This window comes from Pedobacter gandavensis (assembly GCF_032678465.1).
In the GTDB taxonomy this organism is placed as follows: Bacteria; Bacteroidota; Bacteroidia; order Sphingobacteriales; family Sphingobacteriaceae; genus Pedobacter; species Pedobacter gandavensis_B.
This window is the reverse complement of the sequence record NZ_JAVTSK010000002.1, coordinates 270,334-289,888: the sequence shown is the minus strand read 5'-3', so window position 1 is coordinate 289,888 and position 19,555 is coordinate 270,334. Positions and strand designations below refer to the sequence as shown.

The following is a 19,555-nucleotide window of genomic DNA, read 5'->3' as shown; positions in this document are numbered from 1 at the left end:
ATAGGGCCTGGATGCTATGTAGGATAACACCAAGCCTTGTTGATAGTTTTAATCGGATCTCATTTTAGCCCATCAGCTCTTTCATCAATTGATCAAAAGCAGTTTTCAATTCTGCCAATTCAGTTTCCAGTTTAAGCACCCGGTTTTCCAGCTCTGATGAAGGTTTCTGAACAGCTTCTTCAAAGGAATCATCTGCATTAAAATCCGGTGTACCAGATAGTAGATGGGCATATCGCATTTCCTTTTGTCCTGCCTTTCTAGGCAATTGAATCACATATGGAGGTCTGGCCTCAGTAAGGCGTTCCAATACAGCTTGTACTTCTTCCAAAGATTCAAATTCATACAACCTACCAGAATTGGTATTGAGTTCTCCCGGAGTCTGAGGGCCTCTGAGCATTAATAGACAAAGAATAGCCACTTCCTGAGGTAATACAGGAAAGACAATGGCAAAATTATGTTTGTATTTTATACTCCTGCTGGATCCTCCTGTTGCTGTAGAGATCAGCCCTTTTCTTTTGAGACTATCCAGAGCCAGTACCACCGTTTGTTCGTCGTACTGCAGCACTGGTTTACGTGAGGTTTTCTGATTACAGGCAGCTGTAAGACTGTTGATGGTCATTGGATAATATTCAGGAGTGGTTTTAGATTTCTCCATTAAAACGCCTAGCACACGAAGTTCCTCTGCGTTTAATTCGGGCAAAGTTTGTATAGATTCCATGCCTAAAGTTAGAAAATAAGGTGGAATGCAGTTTCTCTTTTGATCTCTTTTAACACAAAACTACTGCTTAAAGTAGAAATATTGGAAAGAGAGGATAAATGAGTCACCACAAAAGTATGGTAATCGTCTACATCATTTACGACAATCTTCAGCAGGTAATCTTGTCCACCTGCAATACACAGTACTTCCAGGATTTCTTTAAACTGAATCACCGATTCTTCAAAATTTTTTAAGGTCGCAATGGATTGTTCCTTTAAAGTGACGGTACACAAAACCAACAGATGTTTTCCTAGCTTTTCTCTATTCACCAAAGCCACATATTTTTCGATATATCCTTCAGATTTCAGTCGCTTGATGCGTTCATGAGTTGGGGAAACACTCAAGCCAATTTCAGCAGCGATATCTTTTGTACTTAAAGAAGCATCCTTTTGGAGGATATTTAAAATCCTGGTATCCAGTTTATCTAATTTCTCCATCATAGCATTTTACTGAAATGGGATTCAGCAGGGCACAAATATGGTGGTTTTTACTGTTTAAAATAAAAAATACAGTGTTTTTAATTGAATATGATATAATCGAAGAAAATAATATGGCACTTATCTAATTTTGAAGAATTAAATACCAAATATAATTACTACCCAATGAAAACTCCACTAAATACAAAAGATAACGAGCGCCTTAGCACTTATATGCAGCTCGCTGAGGAGCGCGCTAAACAATTTATCGGTTACCCAATTGCACAGGATTTTGACTATTCAGAACTGTACCCACTATTAAAACTACCTTTAAATAATGTGGGAGATCCCTGGGTAGAATCTACCTATGATCTAAACTCCCGTTCCCTGGAACTGGAAGTATTGGAATTCTTTGCCGAGCTGTTCAATGCGCCAAAGCATAACTGGTGGGGCTATGTGACCAACGGTGGATCAGAAGGCAATTTATATGGATTATACGTGGCCAGAGAACTCTACCCTAACGGGATTGTGTATTACTCTGAAGCTACCCATTATAGCGTTCAAAAGAACATTCAGCTCCTTAACCTACGTAGTATTGTCATCAGAACACAGAAAAACGGAGAGATGGATTATGAGGATCTGGACGCCATGGTACAAATGCATAGAGATCAGCCAGTAATTATTCTGGCAAACATTGGAACTACCATGATGGAGGCTAAGGATGATTTGCAGCAGATTCAGCAGATCTTACGTAAGCAAGCCATCAAAAATCACTATATCCATTGTGATGCTGCCCTAGCAGGCACCTATAGTGCTTTGTTGGACTTAAAACCAGGTTTTGATTTTAACTATGGGACTGATAGTATGGCCATCAGCGGACATAAGTTTATTGGCTCTCCTATTCCTTGCGGGCTGGTATTGGTTAAAAAGAACTATAAAGACAGAATTGGAAAAGCGATTCCATATATCGGTACTGTAGATACTACAATTACCGGAAGCAGAAACGGCCATAGTCCTGTTTTCATCTGGTATGCCCTTAAAAAACTGGGTAAAGAAGGACTAAAACAGCGTGCATTAGAATGTCTGGAAACCGCTGCCTATACGGTAAAAAGTTTAAATGACATTGGTGTACCGGCATGGACTAATCCTTCTGCTTTAACGGTGGTATTTCCTGCCCCTTCTATCGCATTGCGACAAAAATGGCAGATTGCTACGGAAGATGGAAATAGTCATGTGATTTGTATGCCAGGTGTAACCGAGGCACAAATTGACCATTTTGTAAATGATTTAAAGGCAGAGCTTGAATTCAGCTCAGCTATAATTGCATAAAAATGATCAGGCGAAGTCTTTAATGTATATTGAAGACTTTGCTTTTTCTGACACTATGAAGCTAGAATCTGATCAATCCGGAAAAGTTCCTCAGAACTAAAGCTGAGGTTGTCCAAACATTTTAGTGAATCTGAGAGTTGCTCAGGTTTACTGGCTCCAACCAATACAGAGCTGACACGTTCGTCCCTTAGAATCCAGGATAAAGCCATTTGTGCGAGTTTTTGTCCGCGGCCCTCAGCTAGAACATTCAATTCATTCAGCTGTCTCAGTCTATCCGGGGTTAATTGTTCCTGCTGTAATGCGCCATGCGATTTTGCCGCGCGGGAATCTTCAGGAATACCTTTCAGGTATTTATCAGTTAACATTCCCTGGGCTAGCGGTGAAAAGGGGATACATCCAACTCCTTTATTTCCCAACAAATCCAGCAATCCACCCTCAATCCAACGCTCATACATAGAGTATTTTGGTTGATGAATCAGGCAAGGTGTCCCCAATTGCTCCAGAATCTTCATGGCAGCCTCAGCTTCATCTGCCTTATAATTTGAAATCCCCACGTAAAGCGCTTTACCCTGTCGAACGATCAGGTCTAATGCCGCCATGGTTTCAGCTAATGGAGTTTCAGGATCCGGACGATGGTGGTAAAAGATATCTACGTATTCCAAACCCATTCTTTTCAGGCTCTGATCCAGACTGGAAACCAGGTATTTCTTAGAACCCCAGTCCCCGTAAGGACCATCCCACATTGTATAGCCTGCTTTTGAAGAAATGATCATCTCATCTCTATACCCTTCGAAGTCTCTTTTCAATAAACGTCCGAAATTCTCTTCAGCAGATCCTGGAGGAGGGCCATAATTATTGGCCAGGTCAAAATGGGTAATTCCATTGTCGAAAGCCAATTTTAAAATGTTACTGCAGTTCTCCAGTTGATCAACATGTCCGAAGTTATGCCATAATCCAAGGGAAATTGCCGGAAGTTTTAATCCACTATTTCCGCATCTGCGGTATTGCATTTGAGTATATCTGTTTGGGGCGGCGGTATAAGGCATGAGTTGGGGAATTAAATTACAACAGCCCTGTTGAAAGGGCTGTTGTTTTCGAATAAATCGATATTATTTATCGCTGTTTTTTTTCTCTGTAATTTCGGTACGGATTTCTTGAGCAAGAACTTTTAAATCCTGCATAGCTTTACGTACTCTCGTTCCTGCAGCACTGTTTCCTGCACTATAAAACTTCTCAGCGTCAGCTTCGATAGAAGCTAATAATTCTTTAACTTTTGAAAATTTTTCCATGTTTTGTTTATTTAATTTGTGGCCAAATATATATTATTTTGGAAATAAACGTACATAACTTCCCTTCTATTGCGCTTTTAATGATAAATCGGCCTTTATTTATCATTATTACCCCTCCTAAAGCTGAATTTTAACGTTAAACAAGCCTCATTAATGCAGCAGAATGCAGATTCTTCCATCGCTTTACCTTTGTCCAGATGCTGATTAATTAACTTAAAATTTATAGATTCATCGCCATACCGAATTCCTCCTCCCTTCTGATTTAAGCCTGTAGAACGATAACAGCAGTGTCAATTAATTCCAGGAATTCAATTTAAATCTCCTTTTACTTTGATTTAATAAAAAACCTACCGAGATTAGCAATAATGAAACAAAGAACAGGTAGATATCAGGCAACATTAATGACTTACAATAAGAGTCAGTTGCAAGCCTATGCCCTGTTCAAAAGATTTTTCAGGGAGAACTATCCCTTCGGCTTTACTTACCAGATAACAAGTAAAGACTTTATTAATTAAGCCCCGAATCATTTCATTCTACTCTTCGGTTCAGGGGCATTTTTCTTCTGATGAATTTCGTTATTTTAAAATTTAGAAAAATAGCAGTATACTTTTTTATTTATTTTTTTTGCACTAAAAACCTAATCAGGTAAGGTGTAATATCGTATTTTTTTCAGTTGTGGCTCCCTGTACCCTTAAAAGAAATTAATTATTTAATCCTCACATTAAGACATTTAAAACATGGAAACAAAAACATTATCCCTTTCAAAAAGTGATTTAAAATTATTAAAAGAACACCTGGACAAGTCGAACATGAGTTCCTACAATAAAGAAAAATTAAGAAAAGAAATCAAAGAAGCGACTATATATGCAGATCAGGACCTTCCTGAAGACGTAGTTTGTCTTAAATCTGAAGCCAGAATTGCCAATACTAAAACGGATAAAGAGTTCACATTTAAAATTGTAATGCCCGAAGAAGCCAATATTAAAATACAGAAAGTATCTGTCTTTGCGCCCATCAGTATTGCTTTGTTTGGCTATAGGACCGGCGACATTATCAATTGGGAGATGCCTGATGGCATTCAGGAGTTCAAGATCCTGGAAGTAAAGAAAATGAGCTAAACTCAGAATATATCCGAATAAAAACCGCATCCATTTTTGTATTTGAAATACAATGACCAGGAGGCGGTTTTTTTTATCAGGAAAATATTCCAATAATTACGGAATTTTTTCTGTATATTCGAATAGAGCAACATCAATGATCATGGCAACTACACCAAAACCTCTTAAAGATAAATCAAGTGCATCAATAGTAGCTGAGACCGAGTTAATCGCTCCATACCAGTCACTATACCATGATTCCATCAGTCTGCTCAAGAATTCTAAATCCGGATTATCTGCTAAAGCTGCACTGGATTTTCTAAGTCTTTCGGGTTTCAGTAGAGATGAATTCCAGGATACATTTAAAACTAATGTTAAAACCATTCAGAATTATGTTTCAAATTCCTCAAAACTGGATGCTGCCTTAAGTGAGAAGCTCTTAAAATCTTTCTCTCTTTTTGAAAAAGGAATTGAAATTTTTGGTTCGGCAAAGGCTTTTCATCATTGGCTCAACACCCCGGCCTATGGTCTTGGCAACCAGATTCCTTTTGATTTAATGGATACCTTCACAGGAATTATCCTGATCGAAGAAGAACTCATTAGGATTGCTTACGGAGATCTGGCTTAAAAATGCAGGTATTCCGAATTGTTTTAAGCAGATACGCTACTGCTTTAGTGGCCTCGGGCAGAGCTGCAAGATGGAATCCCAACGACAGCTCCGTTATTTACAGCGCAGGATCACGTTCCCTCGCCTGTTTGGAAAATGTTGTCCACAGAAACCAGTTTGGGCTCAACAACTCTTTTCAGGTCATGACCATCGAAATTCCAGATGACCTCCCTATTGGCAACATTGCGCTAAAAACACTGCCTGAGGACTGGTTTACTTTTGAACAAATGCACCACAGTCAGGAACTTGGTGAAGCCTGGATCAGACAAGGTAAAACGGCCATATTAAAAGTCCCCTCCTCCATTATCCCTGCAGAATCCAATTACCTCATCAATCCCAATCACCCGGATTTTAAATACATTAAACTACTGAAATGCGAAGCCTTTGTATTCGACAAAAGGATTAAAATGTAAGCATTTTACCTGCCTGCCATTTTTATCATCCGTTGTGAGAGGTCCTTCCCCAGATAACGATCAATAATACCGTGCACCAGGTATAGGAAAGGGGTCATCAAAATGGCAACGACAAATTTATAGGTGTAGTTTACCAACCCTATTGCAGCCACCATTTGCCAACTCCAATGGTATTGCGGGTTCAGATAGAAGGCAATGAAGATCACTACAAAACTGTCAATGAATTGAGAAATCAGCGTAGATCCTGTGGCTCGCAGCCATAAAGCACGCTCCCCTGTTACTTTCTTGATTTTATGAAAAATAAGGACATCTGCAATTTGTCCAACTAAAAAAGCAATCACAGATCCCACAATGATCCACATACCCTGCCCAAATATCCCTGCAAAAGCCACATTCATATCTAATGCCTGTCCATCAATAGTTTGGTTCACCCAAAAATCAGAGGGCGTAAGTTTCATCGCTGCAGCTACCACAAAGAAAGCATAAGAAATTAAGATCGCCGCCAATATCGATAAAAAACGTACTTGCTTCAGTCCAAAGTATTCATTAATGATATCGGTCATGATAAAGATCAAAGGCCAGGTGAGGACTCCTGCTGACATATTATAAGAAAGGTTTGGAACGCCAAGCAGATTAATATCAAATGGCTTAATTCCCAAGGTACCTTCAACTGTAAATATCTTTACCCCTATAAATTCTGAAAGGATGGCATTGGCTACAAAAAAGGAGCCTAGAATGAGCAATAATCTGCTTTCTTTTGTTTTAAAAGTCATACCAGGATGAAATTATTAAATTAATCTGATATAAGAGGATAAATATTATTTCTATTTTCGTTCCCACATGATAGCGACACAATCAAAACTACCTGGCACAGGAACGAATATATTCTCGGTCATGTCCAAATTAGCAGAAGAACATCAGGCCATTAATTTGTCTCAGGGATTTCCCGATTATGAATGTGATCCGAAGCTCATCGAATATGTTGCTGATGCCATGCGACAAGGATTTAACCAGTATGCACCTATGACAGGTCTACCTGCCCTACGAGAAATCATCGCTGAAAAGATGAACCAGCTTTACGGGGCAAATTATCATCCTGAAACAGAGATCAACATCACTGCAGGTGGTACTCAGGCTATATTTACGGCCTTAAGCGCTTACATTCATCCTGGAGATGAGGTCATTATTTTTGAGCCGGCTTACGACGCTTATGCACCTACCATCAAGATGTTGGGTGGACTTGTAAAACCTTATGAGCTTGCTCCTCCAAATTATGAAATTGACTGGGAAATGGTTAAAAAACTATTCTCTGCCAATACCAAAATGATCATTCTGAATAGCCCTCAGAACCCAACAGGCTGTGTTTTGTCTGACAAAGACATTAAAGCACTCATCAAATTAACCAGGAATACGGACATCATGATTTTAAGTGATGAAGTATATGAACATATTATTTTCGATGGAAAGCAGCACCACAGTGTCGCTATATATCCAGAACTTCGTGAAAGAAGCTTTGTGGTAGCTTCCTTTGGTAAACTACTACATACCACAGGCTGGAAATTAGGTTATTGCCTGGCTCCGGAACAGTTGATGAAAGAGTTTCGCAAAGTGCACCAGTTTAACGTGTTCAGTGTAAATACACCTATGCAGGTAGGCATAGCAAAATATTTAAAAGACCCTCAAACCTTTCTTGGCCTGTCCGGCTTCTTCCAACAAAAACGAGATTTGTTTCGGGGGCTTCTTGCTGAAACTAAGTTTAAATTACTACCTTGTAATGGTTCTTATTTCCAATGCGTTAGCTATGAGCACCTCAGCGATGAAAAAGATGTCGCCATGGCCGAAAGGTTAATCAAAACATATGGAGTTGCCTCCATCCCGGTTTCAGCCTTCTACATTAGGAATACGGACCACCATGTTTTAAGGTTTTGTTTTGCTAAAAAGCAAGAAACATTGGAAAAAGCCGTTGAAAGACTAGTTAAATTATAATTTACATCCCTTTAAATTACAATAATGGAAAGTCCAGATTACCTAAGTATTAAAAACCTGAAAATCACTATTTTCCAGGCCTATTTATTTTGGGAGAATATTGACAAGAACCTACAAAATCTATCTTTAAGATTGTCATCAGGGGTTAAAGAAAAAACAGACCTGATTGTACTTCCTGAGATGTTTAATACCGGTTTTAGCATGAATGCTCCAGCTCTTGCTGAAGAAATGAATGGCAAAACCATGCAATGGATGAAAGACATTGCGCAAAAATATGAATGTGTGGTTACCGGCAGTCTGATCATTAAGGAAGACGGCCATTATTACAACAGATTGATCTGGATGCTGCCGGATGGTGGCTACAGTCATTACGACAAAAGACACTTGTTCGGTTTAGGAGAAGAAGATCAAAACTATACCCCAGGACAGGATAAAGTAATCGTAGAACTAAAAGGCTGGAAAATTCGCCTTGCCATCTGCTATGACCTCCGCTTCCCGGTATGGCTGCGCAATCAGAATGAAGAGTACGACATTTTATTATTGATCGCCAGCTGGCCAGATAAACGTGCCATTCACTGGAATGCCTTAATTCCTGCCCGCGCAATTGAAAATCAAAGTTATGTGATTGCCGCTAATCGTGTAGGACATGATGGAAAAGAGGTATACCACAGCGGACATTCACAATGTATAGACCCTATGGGCAAAACCATATATTATAAACCTGAAGACGAAGATCTATATACTTTTAGTATCGGCTACGAAGAACTGGCAAAAACCCGTAAGGCATTTCCATTCTTAAAAGACGCTGATCAATTTCAAATTATTTAATATCCTTTAATAAAAGCTCCTGAACCCACCATGTTTAACCGTAGAAAATTCATCAAAGCATCAGCTCTTTCTGCCTCTTTATTGGCAATCGATAGAAACAGTGCCACTGCTATGATTCCAAGCCTGACTAATGAACCTGTAAAACCTATCGTCATTTCCACCTGGGATTTCGGTATTGCCGCCAATCAGGCGGCATGGAAGGTTTTATCTGCTGGAGGAAGGGCATTAGACGCGGTAGAAAAAGGTGTTCATGTACCTGAAGCTGACCCTAAGAACCAAAGCGTAGGCTATGGCGGATTACCAGACAGAGACGGTCATGTGACCCTGGATGCCTGTATAATGGATGATTTAGGGAATTGCGGTGCTGTTGCTGGATTAGAACATATCATGCATCCCATTTCTGTAGCCAGAATGGTGATGGAAAAAACACCACATGTGATGCTTGTAGGTGATGGCGCACTTCAGTTCGCTTTAGAAAACGGCTTCAAAAAAGAAAATCTCCTGACGAAAGAAAGTGAGAAGGCATGGAAAGAATGGCTGAAAACAGCGAAATACGCACCAGTCATGAATATCGAAAATAAATTATACGATAAAGCTGCCCCTACCCGATTACCGGGAAATCAATACAACCACGACACTATTGGTATGCTTGCTTTAGACGCAAAAGGAAATATTTCGGGTGCTTGTACCACCAGCGGAATGGCTTATAAACTACATGGACGTGTGGGCGACAGCCCAATCATCGGCGCCGGTTTATTTGTAGACAATGAAGTTGGCGGTGCTACTTCTACCGGTGTTGGTGAAGAAGTCATCCGTAATGTAGGCAGCTTTTTAGTGGTAGAACTGATGAGACAAGGTTATACTCCTGAAGCAGCTTGTAAAGAGGCGGTCATGAGAATCATTAAGAAGAAACCTGAAATTGCTAAAAATATTCAGGTAGGCTTCCTTGCTTTAAATAAAAAAGGGGAATACGGTGCTTACGCCATCCAAAAAGGCTTCAGCTATGCAGTATGTGACCAGAAAAAGAACGATCTATTAATCCCTGGAAAAAGCTATTACTAAACCCGAAAATTGTAGAAAATGATTCAAATGGAAGTGTGCGCCAACTCTCTTTCTTCTGCTTTGGCAGCACAGGAAGGTGGCGCAGTAAGGGTAGAGTTTTGCGATAATTTACCAGAAGGAGGTACCACTCCAAGTTATGCCCAGCTGAAGCTGGCAAAAGAATTACTGCACATTTTAGTGTATCCTATCATCCGCCCAAGAGGTGGAGACTTTTTATACTCTGAGCTGGAATTCCGTTTAATGAAAGAAGACATAAAAATGTGCAAATCATTAAACTGTGATGGTGTAGTCATCGGCATCCTTAATGCAGACGGCAGCATCGACAAAGCACGTTGTGCGGAATTAATTGAGCTCGCTAAACCGATGAAAATCACTTTCCATCGGGCATTTGACATGTGTAACGACCTGAAACAAGGGCTGGAAGACCTGATTGAACTGGGCTGCGAAAGGGTGCTCACCTCGGGTGCAGCAGCCTCTGCTTTAGCAGGCGCAAACCAGATCAAAGCCTTAATCAAACAGGCTGCTGGGAGAATCAAAATCATGCCAGGAGCCGGAGTTAAAACTGAGAATATTGCAGAAATCATCCGAATTACAGGTGCTACAGAATTCCATGCCTCCGCGAAACATGCGATAAAAAGTACGATGCAATTTAGAAACCCTAACTTAAGCATGGGAACCAGTGAAGATGAATTTAGCTTTGACCAAACTGATGCCAATACAGTAAAAAATCTGATCCAACTGGCCAACTCATAATAATGCTAATGTCAGCACAACCTACTAAGATTAATTTCCGATAAATTAATCGACTCAAAATCCTATATTTGCGCCACTGATGAAGCACATACGTAATTTTTGCATAATTGCACATATTGACCACGGAAAAAGCACACTTGCTGACCGTCTGTTAGAATATACTGAAACCATTAGCCACCGTGAAGCTCAGGCTCAATTGCTGGATAATATGGATTTGGAACGTGAACGTGGGATCACGATTAAAAGCCACGCCATTCAGATGAACTATAAGGTTGGTGATATTGAATACAATTTCAACCTGATTGATACCCCAGGACACGTAGATTTTTCATACGAAGTTTCTCGTTCCATCGCAGCTTGCGAAGGTGCATTACTTATTGTAGATGCATCTCAGGGAATTCAGGCACAAACCATTTCAAACTTATACCTCGCATTAGAACATGATCTCGAAATTATTCCAATTTTAAACAAAATGGATTTACCTGGGGCTATGCCTGAGGAAGTAAAAGATCAGATCATTGATCTCATCGGTTGTAAGCGTGAAGATATTATTCCTGCTTCAGGTAAAACAGGCTTGGGTATTCCTGATATCATTCAGGCTATTGTTGACCGTGTTCCTGCACCAGTTGGTGACCCGGAAGCTCCCCTGCAAGCATTGATCTTTGACTCAGTTTTTAATCCATTCAGAGGAATCATTGCCTACTATAAAGTAGTTAATGGTGAGATTAAAAAAGGTGATAAAGTTAAATTTATCAATACAGGTAAACAATATATTGCGGATGAAGTTGGTATCCTTAAACTGGATATGGCTCCCCGTAGCGTAGTAAAAACTGGAGACGTGGGTTATATCATCTCTGGAATTAAGGAAGCTCGTGAAGTAAAAGTTGGTGATACCATTACAACTATTGACAGACCTTCATTGGAATCCATTCAAGGTTTTGAAGAAGTTAAACCAATGGTGTTTGCGGGTATTTACCCGGTTGATACTGACGAATTCGAAGAGTTACGTGAAGCCATGCATAAATTGCAGCTGAATGATGCCTCTATCGTTTTCGAACCGGAAAGCTCTGCAGCATTAGGTTTCGGTTTCCGATGCGGATTCCTGGGTATGTTGCACATGGAGATTATCCAGGAACGTTTAGAGCGTGAATTCAACATGACGGTAATTACGACCGTTCCCAACGTTTCCTATATTGCAAAAACAACAAAAGGTGATGTGGTAATTGTAAATAACCCATCTGACTTACCAGATCCAAGTAAACTGGATTCTGTAGAAGAGCCATATATTAAAGCCAATATCATTACCAAATCTGACTTTGTTGGTCCGGTAATGTCATTGTGTATTCAGAAAAGAGGAACCATTGTAAATCAATCATACTTAACTTCAGACCGTGTAGAACTGGTCTTTGAAATGCCTATGGGAGAGATTGTTTTCGACTTTTATGATAAATTGAAAACAATTTCAAAAGGATATGCTTCATTCGACTATCATCAGATAGGTTACCGTAAATCGGACCTGGTAAGACTAGATATGTTGTTAAATGAGGAGCCTGTTGATGCATTATCTTCATTAATTCACCGCAGCAATGCTTATGATTTTGGAAAGAAAATCTGCGAAAAACTGAGAGAATTAATTCCTCGCCAGCAATTTGAAATTAAAATTCAGGCTTCTATCGGTGCAAAAGTAATTGCCAGAGAAACACTTAGTGCATTACGTAAAGATGTAACCGCTAAATGTTATGGTGGTGATATTTCACGTAAACGTAAACTACTTGAAAAACAAAAAGCAGGAAAGAAACGTATGCGTCAGGTAGGTAATGTGGAAATTCCACAAACCGCTTTCATGGCCGTACTTAAATTAGATTAATAAACAACAACATAAAGGATTACATGCAGTTACTTGACGGAAAATTCGCATCAGAAAAAATAAAACAGGAAATCGCAGCAGAAGCTGCCTCGTTTTTAGCAGAGAGTGGTAGAAAACCACACTTGGTTGCAATATTGGTGGGGAATGATGGTGGTAGTGAAACCTATGTTGCCAGCAAAATGAAAAACTGTGAAAAGGTTGGTTTTCAATCTTCCCTGATCAGATATGACCAATCCGTAACAGAAGCAGAATTACTACAAAAGATTGAAGAGATCAATCAGGATGCCGGTGTAGATGGACTAATTGTTCAATTGCCACTTCCTAAGCACATCGATCCTGAAAAAGTAACTGAAACCATTGATTACCGTAAAGATGTAGACGGATTTCATCCCGTAAATCTTGGACGTATGATGAGGAACCTTCCTTGCTTTATTCCTGCTACTCCTTATGGTATTATGCTCATGCTTCAGGCTTATGAAATTGATACGACCGGAAAACATTGCGTGGTAGTAGGCAGAAGTAATATCGTTGGCAGCCCGATGAGTATCCTGATGGCCAGAAATGCCAATCCTGGAAACTGTACCGTAACTTTAACACACAGTAAAACAGCCAATTTAAAAGAACTGGCTTTACAGGCTGATATTATCGTTGCAGCAATTGGTAAAAAGAACTTTGTAACCGCTGATATGGTGAAACCAGGTGCGATCATCATTGATGTGGGCATCAACAGAGAAACTTCTACAGAAACTAAATCTGGTTTTAAACTGTATGGTGATGTAGATTTTGAAAATGTTGCCCCTAAAGCTTCATGGATTACTCCAGTTCCTGGAGGCGTAGGTCTGATGACCATAGTAGGCTTATTAAAGAATACATTGGCCTCTGCAAAAAGAGAAATCTATTCATAAATATCTCCATATTTAAAAAGCTCTTTAGTTGAATTAACTAAAGAGCTTTTTTATCCAGCTTTCTTTTAAGCCCACATAGATCCCATCCGATCTGGTTTCTACAGGATAAATATCAATATAATCTCCCTGGCCCTCTGCCCCTCTTCCGGTTTGTAAATTGTACTCCCAACGATGTATAGGACAAATCAAATACCCATTCTTACAGGTTCCTCCACTTAAGATACCACCGGCATGCGGACAACTATTTTGAACTACAAAGAAATGCTGCTGATGTCTCACCAGGCATAATTTCTTCCCATTTACCTTAATCTGCTCAACAAAATCTCCTTCCGGAAAGGTTTCTTCCAATTTATACCACTTTAGCATATGACATATTTAGATAAATGATTAAAAATGAACCTTCTTTTTCACAGATTGGTCATTTAATCCGCTTCAATATACATATAATCTCATTTCCCGTGAATATTTTATTTACCTTTGCATCCTTAATATATGGCACACAATATACCAGCAGACGGCACATTACTTCCTTTAATGGAAGAGTTTTACACCATACAGGGCGAAGGATTTAACACAGGAAAGGCGGCTTATTTTATCCGTCTGGGAGGTTGCGATGTAGGTTGCCACTGGTGCGATGTTAAAGAAAGCTGGGATGCAGAATTACATCCTTTAACTTCAGCTGATGATATTGTAGCCAAAGCAGATACCTTTCCTGGTAAAGCTGTAGTCATTACTGGCGGTGAGCCATTGATTTACAATCTGGATTATTTAACCGAAAAGTTAAAAGAAAAGAACATTCTTACTTTTATTGAAACTTCCGGAGCCTATCCCCTTTCAGGAACCTGGGATTGGATTTGCCTTTCTCCAAAGAAATTTAAAGCCCCTCGTCCAGACATTACCCCATTTGCCAATGAATTAAAAGTCATTGTATTTAACAAGAGTGATTTTGAATGGGCAGAACAATATGCTGCGACTGTTTCTGATACCTGCAAATTATACCTGCAGCCTGAATGGTCTAAATCTAAGGAAATCACTCCTTTGATTATCGATTATGTAATGGCAAATCCTAAATGGGAAATTTCTTTGCAAACACATAAATATTTAAATATCCCTTAACTGCGCAGATAGATTTTTCGCTATATTTAATTATTCATCATTAACAATAGCGTTTTGAAAAAAATATCTGTTGCTCTTTTTCTGTCTTTCCTGATATTTTTTTCTGCAAGAGCCCAAACATCTACGGTCAGGAAAGCAATGGCCAGCTTTGATAAAGCCCAAGGCTTATTAAATGACAACCAGTATCCAGAAGCGATTAAAGCATTAAAAGAAGCGTTGCAGGCTGATCCAGGTTTTCAAAATGCCATTCTCCAACTTGCTGAACTCAACAGAAGAATCAAATCTTATGGAGAGGCAAAAATCTATTACCTCAAAGCCATAGCACTTCAGGCCAATTCCGATCCTCGTATGTATTACGGCCTTGGAGAATCTGAATTGTTTAGTGCTGATTATACAAATGCATTAAAGCACTTCCATTACTTCATCACTAATTTTACAGGTAATGATACTGGCTTTCTTGCCAGGGCAAAAAAATACCAGAAAGATTGTGAGTTTGCCATTGAGGCCATAAAAAAACCACAAGCCTATGAGCCAATTAACCTCGGCCCTCAGATCAATACTGCTTACAGGGATTACTTTCCAGCCATCACCGCAGACAATGAAACCTTGATCTTTAGTCGTAATATAGATGGAAACGAAGACTTCTTCCTGTCTAAGAAATCGAACAACGAATGGAACAAAGCAGTCCCTTTAAGCAGTAAGATCAATACCTCACAATTTAATGAAGGTGCTCAATCCTTATCACCGGATGGCTTATACTTGTTTTTCACAGGTTGTAACCGTCCAAACGGCCTTGGACGTTGCGACATATACCTGAGCCATAAAGAAGGGAATGATTGGGGAGAACCTTTTAACCTGGGACCTCCGGTAAACACTGCTTACTGGGAATCGCAACCCGCAATCAGTCCAGATGGCAATACCCTGTACTTTGTAAGCAACAGACCTGGTGGGATTGGCGGTTATGACATCTGGAAATCCGGCCTCAACGAAGCCGGTGAATGGTCTGCTCCCGTTAACCTTGGTCCGGAAATCAATACACCATATGATGAAAACACACCGTTCTTACATGCAGATGGGAAAACGCTTTACTTTTCTTCGGATGGATGGCCTGGAATGGGTAACAAAGACATCTTCATGAGCCGTATGCTGGACAATGGACATTGGAGTAATCCTGTAAATATGGGCTACCCTATCAATACCTGTAATGAAGAGAGTGGATTGATCGTTAGCCCTAATGGCAGTACTGCCTTCTTCTCTGCTGACCTAAAAGATGGCTATGGTGATATGGACGTCTATCAGTTTAAACTACCTGCTGACAAACAGCCGATGCCCATTACATATGTCAAGGGAATCGTTCGTGATAAAGATAATCGCCAGTTTTTAGATGCAAAAGTTCAGGTGGTTAATCTGCTGACTAAACATGCTGTCTACAACGACTATACCGCTAAAGAAAATGGAGAATTCCTTGCGGTAATGCCTATAGGTGCTAATTATGCCTTCAATGCCAGCGCTGACGGTTATTTATTTTATTCAGAAAACTATGAGCTGGGATTAGGTAGCAGAACCCAGCCTTTTCTTTTGGAGATCAACCTTGAGCGCTTAAAAGTGGGTACAAATATGGTACTAAAAAATATTTTTTTTGACACCAATGAATATCGATTGCTCCCCAGCTCTTTGACTGAACTGAGTACCTTAATTGAACTATTGAAACAGAACCTTCATGTGGAAATAGAAATCCAGGGGCATACGGATAATGTAGGAAACGATATACAGAATGAAAAGCTATCACTGAATCGTGCTAAAGCCGTGTATGATGAATTGATTGCTCAAAAGATAGATCCAGGCAGGCTTAAGTTTAAAGGTTATGGAGAAACAAAACCTATTGCTGGAAACGATACCGAAGAACAGCGGAAACAAAATAGAAGAACCTCCTTCATCGTCACTAAAATCTAAAGATCGGATCTTTGGTATGTGAATTAACAAAGTATTGTAAATAAGAAAAGCGGTTAAATCACCGCTTTTCTTATTCTAACTAGTTTTACCAGTAAATCTTCCAGTAAATCCAGGTGTAACATATTTGCTCCATCTGATTTTGCATTTGCAGGATCAGGATGTGTTTCAATAAACAAACCATCGGCACCAACAGCAATTGCTGCTTTAGCAATAGTTTCAATCAATTCTGGTTTACCTCCGGTTACGCCAGAGCTTTGGTTTGGCTGTTGCAGGGAATGCGTACAATCCATTACTACCGGTACACCAAAACTCTTCATTTCAGGTAATCCACGGTAATCGACAATCAGATCCTGATAGCCGAAAGTGTTTCCACGGTCTGTCAGGATAACTTTATTGTTTCCGGACTCTACAATTTTTTCTACAGCAAACTTCATGGAACCTGCAGATAAAAACTGTCCCTTCTTAACGTTAACCACTTTACCTGTTTTCGCTGCAGCAATCAGCAAGTCAGTCTGGCGACAAAGAAAAGCTGGAATTTGAAGTACATCCACATATGCAGCGGCCATGGCAGCTTCTGCACTCTCATGGATATCGGTTACCGTAGGTACGTTAAAAGTCTTACCGATCTTCTCTAAAATTTTCAAGGCCTTCTCATCTCCGATTCCAGTAAAAGAACCCCCTTTAGAGCGGTTAGCTTTACGATAGGAACCTTTAAAAATGAAAGGGATTTCCAGTTTATCTGTAATCGTGATGATCTTCTCAGCGATACGCATTGCGATCTCTTCACCTTCTATGGCACATGGTCCTGCCATTAAAAAGAAATTACCTGATTCCTGGTGTTTTAAATTATCTAATGGGAAATTGATCATTTTTCTTTGTGTAATAATTACCTAATTCAATCTATTAATTACCCAGTTCAGACATGAACTTGATACGCATCAATTGGATCTCTTCCCGGGAATAATCTGCTTCTCCTAATTCCTTTAATGCTTCGTCAATAGAGTCATTTTCCGCAGACTGGAAGTAATCAAACACTTCATCCTGACGGTCCTCGTCAATGAGTTCATCTACAAAATAATTCAGATTTAGCTTAGTTCCGGAGTTCACAATTGCTTCGATTTCCTTAAGGATATCAAAATAAGTGATGCCTTTAGATTTAGCGATGTCTTCTAAACTGATTTGTCTGTCTACATTTTGGATGATCGATACTTTCAACTGCGATTTATTCGCCTGAGTTTTAATGATCAGGTCTATCGGGCGTTCAATATCATTGTCCTCCACATATTTTTTAATCAGCTCAATAAATGGTGAACCAAATTTCATGGCCTTTCCATTTCCCACTCCTGAGATTTGCTTCAATTCATCCATTGCAATCGGATAATGCGTACACATTTCTTCCAGTGAAGGATCCTGAAACACCACAAATGGTGGCACATTCTTTTGTTTGGCGATTTTTTTTCTCAGGTCTTTCAGCAGTTGCAGCAACTGGGTATCTAAAGTTCCTGATCCATGTTTCACGTCATCTTCATCATCATCTGCAGCGCTTTCAATCGGCTCGTTGAGTACAAATTTAAGACTATATGGATTTTCAATAAAATCTCTACCATTATTAGTTAACCTTAAAAGGCCATAATTGTCAATATCTTTGGAAAGGAAATTATTTAACACCGACTGACGGATTAAAGATTTCCAGTAGTTTTCTCCTTCTACCATTCCTAAACCGAATTCAGGAATTTTACCATGCTCATAAGCGATGGTTTGAGCGGTTTCAGACCCAGTAAAGATGTTTAAGATGTGTGCATCATCAAATTTCTCCCCGATACGTTGAATCAGTTTCAACAATACCAGTAAAGATTCTTCTGCATCAAAAAGTTTCTTGGGCTTTTTACAATTGTCGCACATACAGTTACAGCCTGTTTCATTGAAGTTCTCTCCAAAATAATGCAGGATCTGTTTTCTACGGCATACACCTGATTCTGCATAATCAATCACTTCTTTTAGAATCTGTGTACCGATTTCACGTTCAGACACTGGCTTATCTTTCATGAATTTCGCCAGCTTATCTACATCTTTCTGCGCATAAAAAGCAATACATACCCCTTCTCCGCCATCTCTTCCAGCCCTACCAGTTTCCTGATAATAGCCTTCCATACTCTTAGGAATATCATGGTGAATCACAAAACGTACATCCGGCTTATCGATGCCCATTCCAAAAGCAATAGTTGCCACAATCACCTCCACATCTTCCATCAGGAATTTATCCTGCGTATCTGCCCGTACTTTAGGCTCCAAACCGGCATGATAAGGCAAAGCCTTAATGCCATTCAGATTCATTGCTTCTGCAACCTCTTCCACCTTTTTACGGCTGAGACAGTAAATGATTCCTGATTTTCCGGTATTGTACTTGATGTACCTGATCATCTCCTTAAGAACATCTCTTTTCGGGCGGATCTCATAAAATAAGTTCGGCCTGTTAAATGACGATTTAAACAAGGTGGCATCAGACATTTGCAGGTTCTTAATGATATCCTGCTGTACTTTCGGGGTAGCTGTAGCGGTTAAAGCGATAATTGGAATTTCTTCACCAAGACCGCTGATGACCTGTCTGATTTTTCGATATTCAGGACGGAAATCATGTCCCCATTCCGAAATACAGTGGGCTTCATCAACAGCGACAAAAGAAATCTTGATCAGCTTTAAGAATTCAATATTATCTGGCTTCGACAATGATTCCGGAGCAACGTATAATAACTTAGTTTGTCCGCTCAACAGATCGCTTTTCACCTGAGTAATTTCCGCTTTATTTAAAGAAGAGTTTAAAAAGTGTGCGATACTGTCGCTTCCACCAAAGGCCCTCAGCTGATCCACCTGATTTTTCATCAGCGCGATCAGGGGCGATATAACAATTGCAGTCCCCTCGCTCATAAGCGCCGGTAACTGATAACATATGGACTTCCCTCCACCTGTAGGCATAATCACAAACGTATTCTTTCCTTCGAGAACATTGGTGATGATAGACTCCTGGTCACCTTTAAAATTATCAAAACCAAAAAAGGTTTGCAAGTTATCAAACAACGACTTTTTCACATCCATTACGCGTATAAAATATTCAGTGCT

General features: G+C 39.7%; 21 protein-coding genes. 13 read left to right on the top strand and 8 right to left on the bottom strand.

What is annotated here, in order from left to right:
- Positions 1-64: 64 nt before the first annotated feature.
- Complete coding sequence (locus R2Q94_RS04305; protein ID WP_316820207.1) at positions 65-718, bottom strand: YceH family protein; 654 nt, start codon at positions 716-718, stop codon at positions 65-67.
- 8 nt (positions 719-726) lie between these two features.
- On the bottom strand, positions 727-1,197 hold the full coding sequence (locus R2Q94_RS04300; protein ID WP_316820206.1) for an Lrp/AsnC family transcriptional regulator: 471 nt from the start codon (positions 1,195-1,197) through the stop codon (positions 727-729).
- Positions 1,198-1,359: 162 nt separating this feature from the next.
- Between R2Q94_RS04300 and R2Q94_RS04295 the strand changes: the two genes are divergently transcribed.
- Complete coding sequence (locus R2Q94_RS04295; protein ID WP_316820205.1) at positions 1,360-2,502, top strand: histidine decarboxylase; 1,143 nt, start codon at positions 1,360-1,362, stop codon at positions 2,500-2,502.
- A gap of 53 nt (positions 2,503-2,555) precedes the next feature.
- Here the strand turns inward: R2Q94_RS04295 and mgrA are convergent, their stop codons facing one another.
- Together mgrA and R2Q94_RS04285 are read right to left on the bottom strand one after the other, a co-directional pair.
- A complete protein-coding gene (mgrA, locus tag R2Q94_RS04290) occupies positions 2,556-3,548 on the bottom strand; it encodes an L-glyceraldehyde 3-phosphate reductase (protein WP_316820204.1) in 993 nt (330 codons plus the stop codon).
- Positions 3,549-3,611: 63 nt separating this feature from the next.
- Positions 3,612-3,791 (bottom strand): histone H1, encoded by a 180-nt coding sequence (locus tag R2Q94_RS04285; RefSeq protein ID WP_316820203.1) that lies wholly within the window; start codon positions 3,789-3,791, stop codon positions 3,612-3,614.
- Between the two features lie 365 nt (positions 3,792-4,156).
- Between R2Q94_RS04285 and R2Q94_RS04280 the strand changes: the two genes are divergently transcribed.
- From R2Q94_RS04280 to R2Q94_RS04265, 4 genes are all read left to right on the top strand, one after another.
- Complete coding sequence (locus R2Q94_RS04280) at positions 4,157-4,306, top strand: hypothetical protein (RefSeq protein WP_316820202.1); 150 nt, start codon at positions 4,157-4,159, stop codon at positions 4,304-4,306.
- A gap of 222 nt (positions 4,307-4,528) precedes the next feature.
- A complete protein-coding gene (locus R2Q94_RS04275; protein ID WP_316820201.1) occupies positions 4,529-4,909 on the top strand; it encodes a GreA/GreB family elongation factor in 381 nt (126 codons plus the stop codon).
- Between the two features lie 142 nt (positions 4,910-5,051).
- On the top strand, positions 5,052-5,516 hold the full coding sequence (locus R2Q94_RS04270) for an antitoxin Xre/MbcA/ParS toxin-binding domain-containing protein (protein WP_316820200.1): 465 nt from the start codon (positions 5,052-5,054) through the stop codon (positions 5,514-5,516).
- Positions 5,517-5,518: 2 nt separating this feature from the next.
- Positions 5,519-5,968 carry an RES family NAD+ phosphorylase gene (locus tag R2Q94_RS04265; protein WP_316820199.1) on the top strand — a complete coding sequence of 150 codons (450 nt, stop codon included), beginning with the start codon at positions 5,519-5,521 and terminating at the stop codon, positions 5,966-5,968.
- Between the two features lie 5 nt (positions 5,969-5,973).
- Here the strand turns inward: R2Q94_RS04265 and R2Q94_RS04260 are convergent, their stop codons facing one another.
- Complete coding sequence (locus R2Q94_RS04260; RefSeq protein ID WP_316820198.1) at positions 5,974-6,741, bottom strand: queuosine precursor transporter; 768 nt, start codon at positions 6,739-6,741, stop codon at positions 5,974-5,976.
- Positions 6,742-6,808: 67 nt separating this feature from the next.
- Between R2Q94_RS04260 and R2Q94_RS04255 the strand changes: the two genes are divergently transcribed.
- The 6 genes from R2Q94_RS04255 (at position 6,809) to R2Q94_RS04230 (ending at position 13,369) form a co-directional block, all read left to right on the top strand.
- Positions 6,809-7,954 carry a methionine aminotransferase gene (locus R2Q94_RS04255; RefSeq protein WP_316820197.1) on the top strand — a complete coding sequence of 382 codons (1,146 nt, stop codon included), beginning with the start codon at positions 6,809-6,811 and terminating at the stop codon, positions 7,952-7,954.
- A gap of 24 nt (positions 7,955-7,978) precedes the next feature.
- On the top strand, positions 7,979-8,782 hold the full coding sequence (locus R2Q94_RS04250) for a nitrilase family protein (RefSeq protein ID WP_316820196.1): 804 nt from the start codon (positions 7,979-7,981) through the stop codon (positions 8,780-8,782).
- Positions 8,783-8,812: 30 nt separating this feature from the next.
- On the top strand, positions 8,813-9,844 hold the full coding sequence (locus R2Q94_RS04245; RefSeq protein ID WP_316820195.1) for a N(4)-(beta-N-acetylglucosaminyl)-L-asparaginase: 1,032 nt from the start codon (positions 8,813-8,815) through the stop codon (positions 9,842-9,844).
- A gap of 27 nt (positions 9,845-9,871) precedes the next feature.
- On the top strand, positions 9,872-10,597 hold the full coding sequence (locus R2Q94_RS04240) for a copper homeostasis protein CutC (protein WP_316820194.1): 726 nt from the start codon (positions 9,872-9,874) through the stop codon (positions 10,595-10,597).
- 79 nt (positions 10,598-10,676) lie between these two features.
- Positions 10,677-12,464 carry a translation elongation factor 4 gene (gene lepA, locus R2Q94_RS04235; protein ID WP_316820193.1) on the top strand — a complete coding sequence of 596 codons (1,788 nt, stop codon included), beginning with the start codon at positions 10,677-10,679 and terminating at the stop codon, positions 12,462-12,464.
- Between the two features lie 23 nt (positions 12,465-12,487).
- Positions 12,488-13,369, top strand: a complete 882-nt coding sequence (locus R2Q94_RS04230) for a bifunctional 5,10-methylenetetrahydrofolate dehydrogenase/5,10-methenyltetrahydrofolate cyclohydrolase (protein WP_316820192.1) — start codon at positions 12,488-12,490, stop codon at positions 13,367-13,369.
- A 33-nt stretch (positions 13,370-13,402) separates the two neighbouring features.
- Here R2Q94_RS04230 and R2Q94_RS04225 read toward each other — a convergent pair whose 3' ends face one another.
- On the bottom strand, positions 13,403-13,735 hold the full coding sequence (locus R2Q94_RS04225; protein ID WP_316820191.1) for a Rieske (2Fe-2S) protein: 333 nt from the start codon (positions 13,733-13,735) through the stop codon (positions 13,403-13,405).
- Between the two features lie 126 nt (positions 13,736-13,861).
- On the opposite strand from R2Q94_RS04225, the gene R2Q94_RS04220 reads away from it, so the two are divergent.
- Positions 13,862-14,485, top strand: coding sequence for a 7-carboxy-7-deazaguanine synthase QueE (locus tag R2Q94_RS04220; protein WP_316820190.1), 624 nt, complete (start codon positions 13,862-13,864; stop codon positions 14,483-14,485).
- Between the two features lie 54 nt (positions 14,486-14,539).
- Complete coding sequence (locus tag R2Q94_RS04215; protein WP_316820189.1) at positions 14,540-16,438, top strand: OmpA family protein; 1,899 nt, start codon at positions 14,540-14,542, stop codon at positions 16,436-16,438.
- A 53-nt stretch (positions 16,439-16,491) separates the two neighbouring features.
- On the opposite strand, the gene kdsA is transcribed toward R2Q94_RS04215, so the two are convergent.
- Together kdsA and recQ are read right to left on the bottom strand one after the other, a co-directional pair.
- On the bottom strand, positions 16,492-17,307 hold the full coding sequence (gene kdsA, locus R2Q94_RS04210; protein ID WP_316820188.1) for a 3-deoxy-8-phosphooctulonate synthase: 816 nt from the start codon (positions 17,305-17,307) through the stop codon (positions 16,492-16,494).
- 34 nt (positions 17,308-17,341) lie between these two features.
- Positions 17,342-19,531 carry a DNA helicase RecQ gene (gene recQ / locus R2Q94_RS04205; protein WP_316820187.1) on the bottom strand — a complete coding sequence of 730 codons (2,190 nt, stop codon included), beginning with the start codon at positions 19,529-19,531 and terminating at the stop codon, positions 17,342-17,344.
- Between the last annotated feature and the right edge of the window lie 24 nt (positions 19,532-19,555).

Excerpts from the sequence above, each read along its gene's own strand:
- R2Q94_RS04220 (WP_316820190.1), top strand. The coding sequence starts at position 13,862 with ATGGCACACAATATACCAGCAGACGGCACATTACTTCCTTTAATGGAA.
- R2Q94_RS04230 (WP_316820192.1), top strand. The coding sequence starts at position 12,488 with ATGCAGTTACTTGACGGAAAATTCGCATCAGAAAAAATAAAACAGGAA.
- R2Q94_RS04265 (WP_316820199.1), top strand. The coding sequence starts at position 5,519 with ATGCAGGTATTCCGAATTGTTTTAAGCAGATACGCTACTGCTTTAGTG.
- R2Q94_RS04285 (WP_316820203.1), bottom strand. The coding sequence starts at position 3,791 with ATGGAAAAATTTTCAAAAGTTAAAGAATTATTAGCTTCTATCGAAGCT.
- R2Q94_RS04260 (WP_316820198.1), bottom strand. The coding sequence starts at position 6,741 with ATGACTTTTAAAACAAAAGAAAGCAGATTATTGCTCATTCTAGGCTCC.
- R2Q94_RS04245 (WP_316820195.1), top strand. The coding sequence starts at position 8,813 with ATGTTTAACCGTAGAAAATTCATCAAAGCATCAGCTCTTTCTGCCTCT.
- recQ (WP_316820187.1), bottom strand. The coding sequence starts at position 19,531 with ATGGATGTGAAAAAGTCGTTGTTTGATAACTTGCAAACCTTTTTTGGT.
- R2Q94_RS04275 (WP_316820201.1), top strand. The coding sequence starts at position 4,529 with ATGGAAACAAAAACATTATCCCTTTCAAAAAGTGATTTAAAATTATTA.
- mgrA (WP_316820204.1), bottom strand. The coding sequence starts at position 3,548 with ATGCCTTATACCGCCGCCCCAAACAGATATACTCAAATGCAATACCGC.
- R2Q94_RS04225 (WP_316820191.1), bottom strand. The coding sequence starts at position 13,735 with ATGCTAAAGTGGTATAAATTGGAAGAAACCTTTCCGGAAGGAGATTTT.
- R2Q94_RS04255 (WP_316820197.1), top strand. The coding sequence starts at position 6,809 with ATGATAGCGACACAATCAAAACTACCTGGCACAGGAACGAATATATTC.
- R2Q94_RS04295 (WP_316820205.1), top strand. The coding sequence starts at position 1,360 with ATGAAAACTCCACTAAATACAAAAGATAACGAGCGCCTTAGCACTTAT.
- R2Q94_RS04240 (WP_316820194.1), top strand. The coding sequence starts at position 9,872 with ATGGAAGTGTGCGCCAACTCTCTTTCTTCTGCTTTGGCAGCACAGGAA.
- R2Q94_RS04250 (WP_316820196.1), top strand. The coding sequence starts at position 7,979 with ATGGAAAGTCCAGATTACCTAAGTATTAAAAACCTGAAAATCACTATT.
- R2Q94_RS04270 (WP_316820200.1), top strand. The coding sequence starts at position 5,052 with ATGGCAACTACACCAAAACCTCTTAAAGATAAATCAAGTGCATCAATA.
- R2Q94_RS04280 (WP_316820202.1), top strand. The coding sequence starts at position 4,157 with ATGAAACAAAGAACAGGTAGATATCAGGCAACATTAATGACTTACAAT.
- lepA (WP_316820193.1), top strand. The coding sequence starts at position 10,677 with ATGAAGCACATACGTAATTTTTGCATAATTGCACATATTGACCACGGA.
- R2Q94_RS04300 (WP_316820206.1), bottom strand. The coding sequence starts at position 1,197 with ATGATGGAGAAATTAGATAAACTGGATACCAGGATTTTAAATATCCTC.
- R2Q94_RS04305 (WP_316820207.1), bottom strand. The coding sequence starts at position 718 with ATGGAATCTATACAAACTTTGCCCGAATTAAACGCAGAGGAACTTCGT.
- kdsA (WP_316820188.1), bottom strand. The coding sequence starts at position 17,307 with ATGATCAATTTCCCATTAGATAATTTAAAACACCAGGAATCAGGTAAT.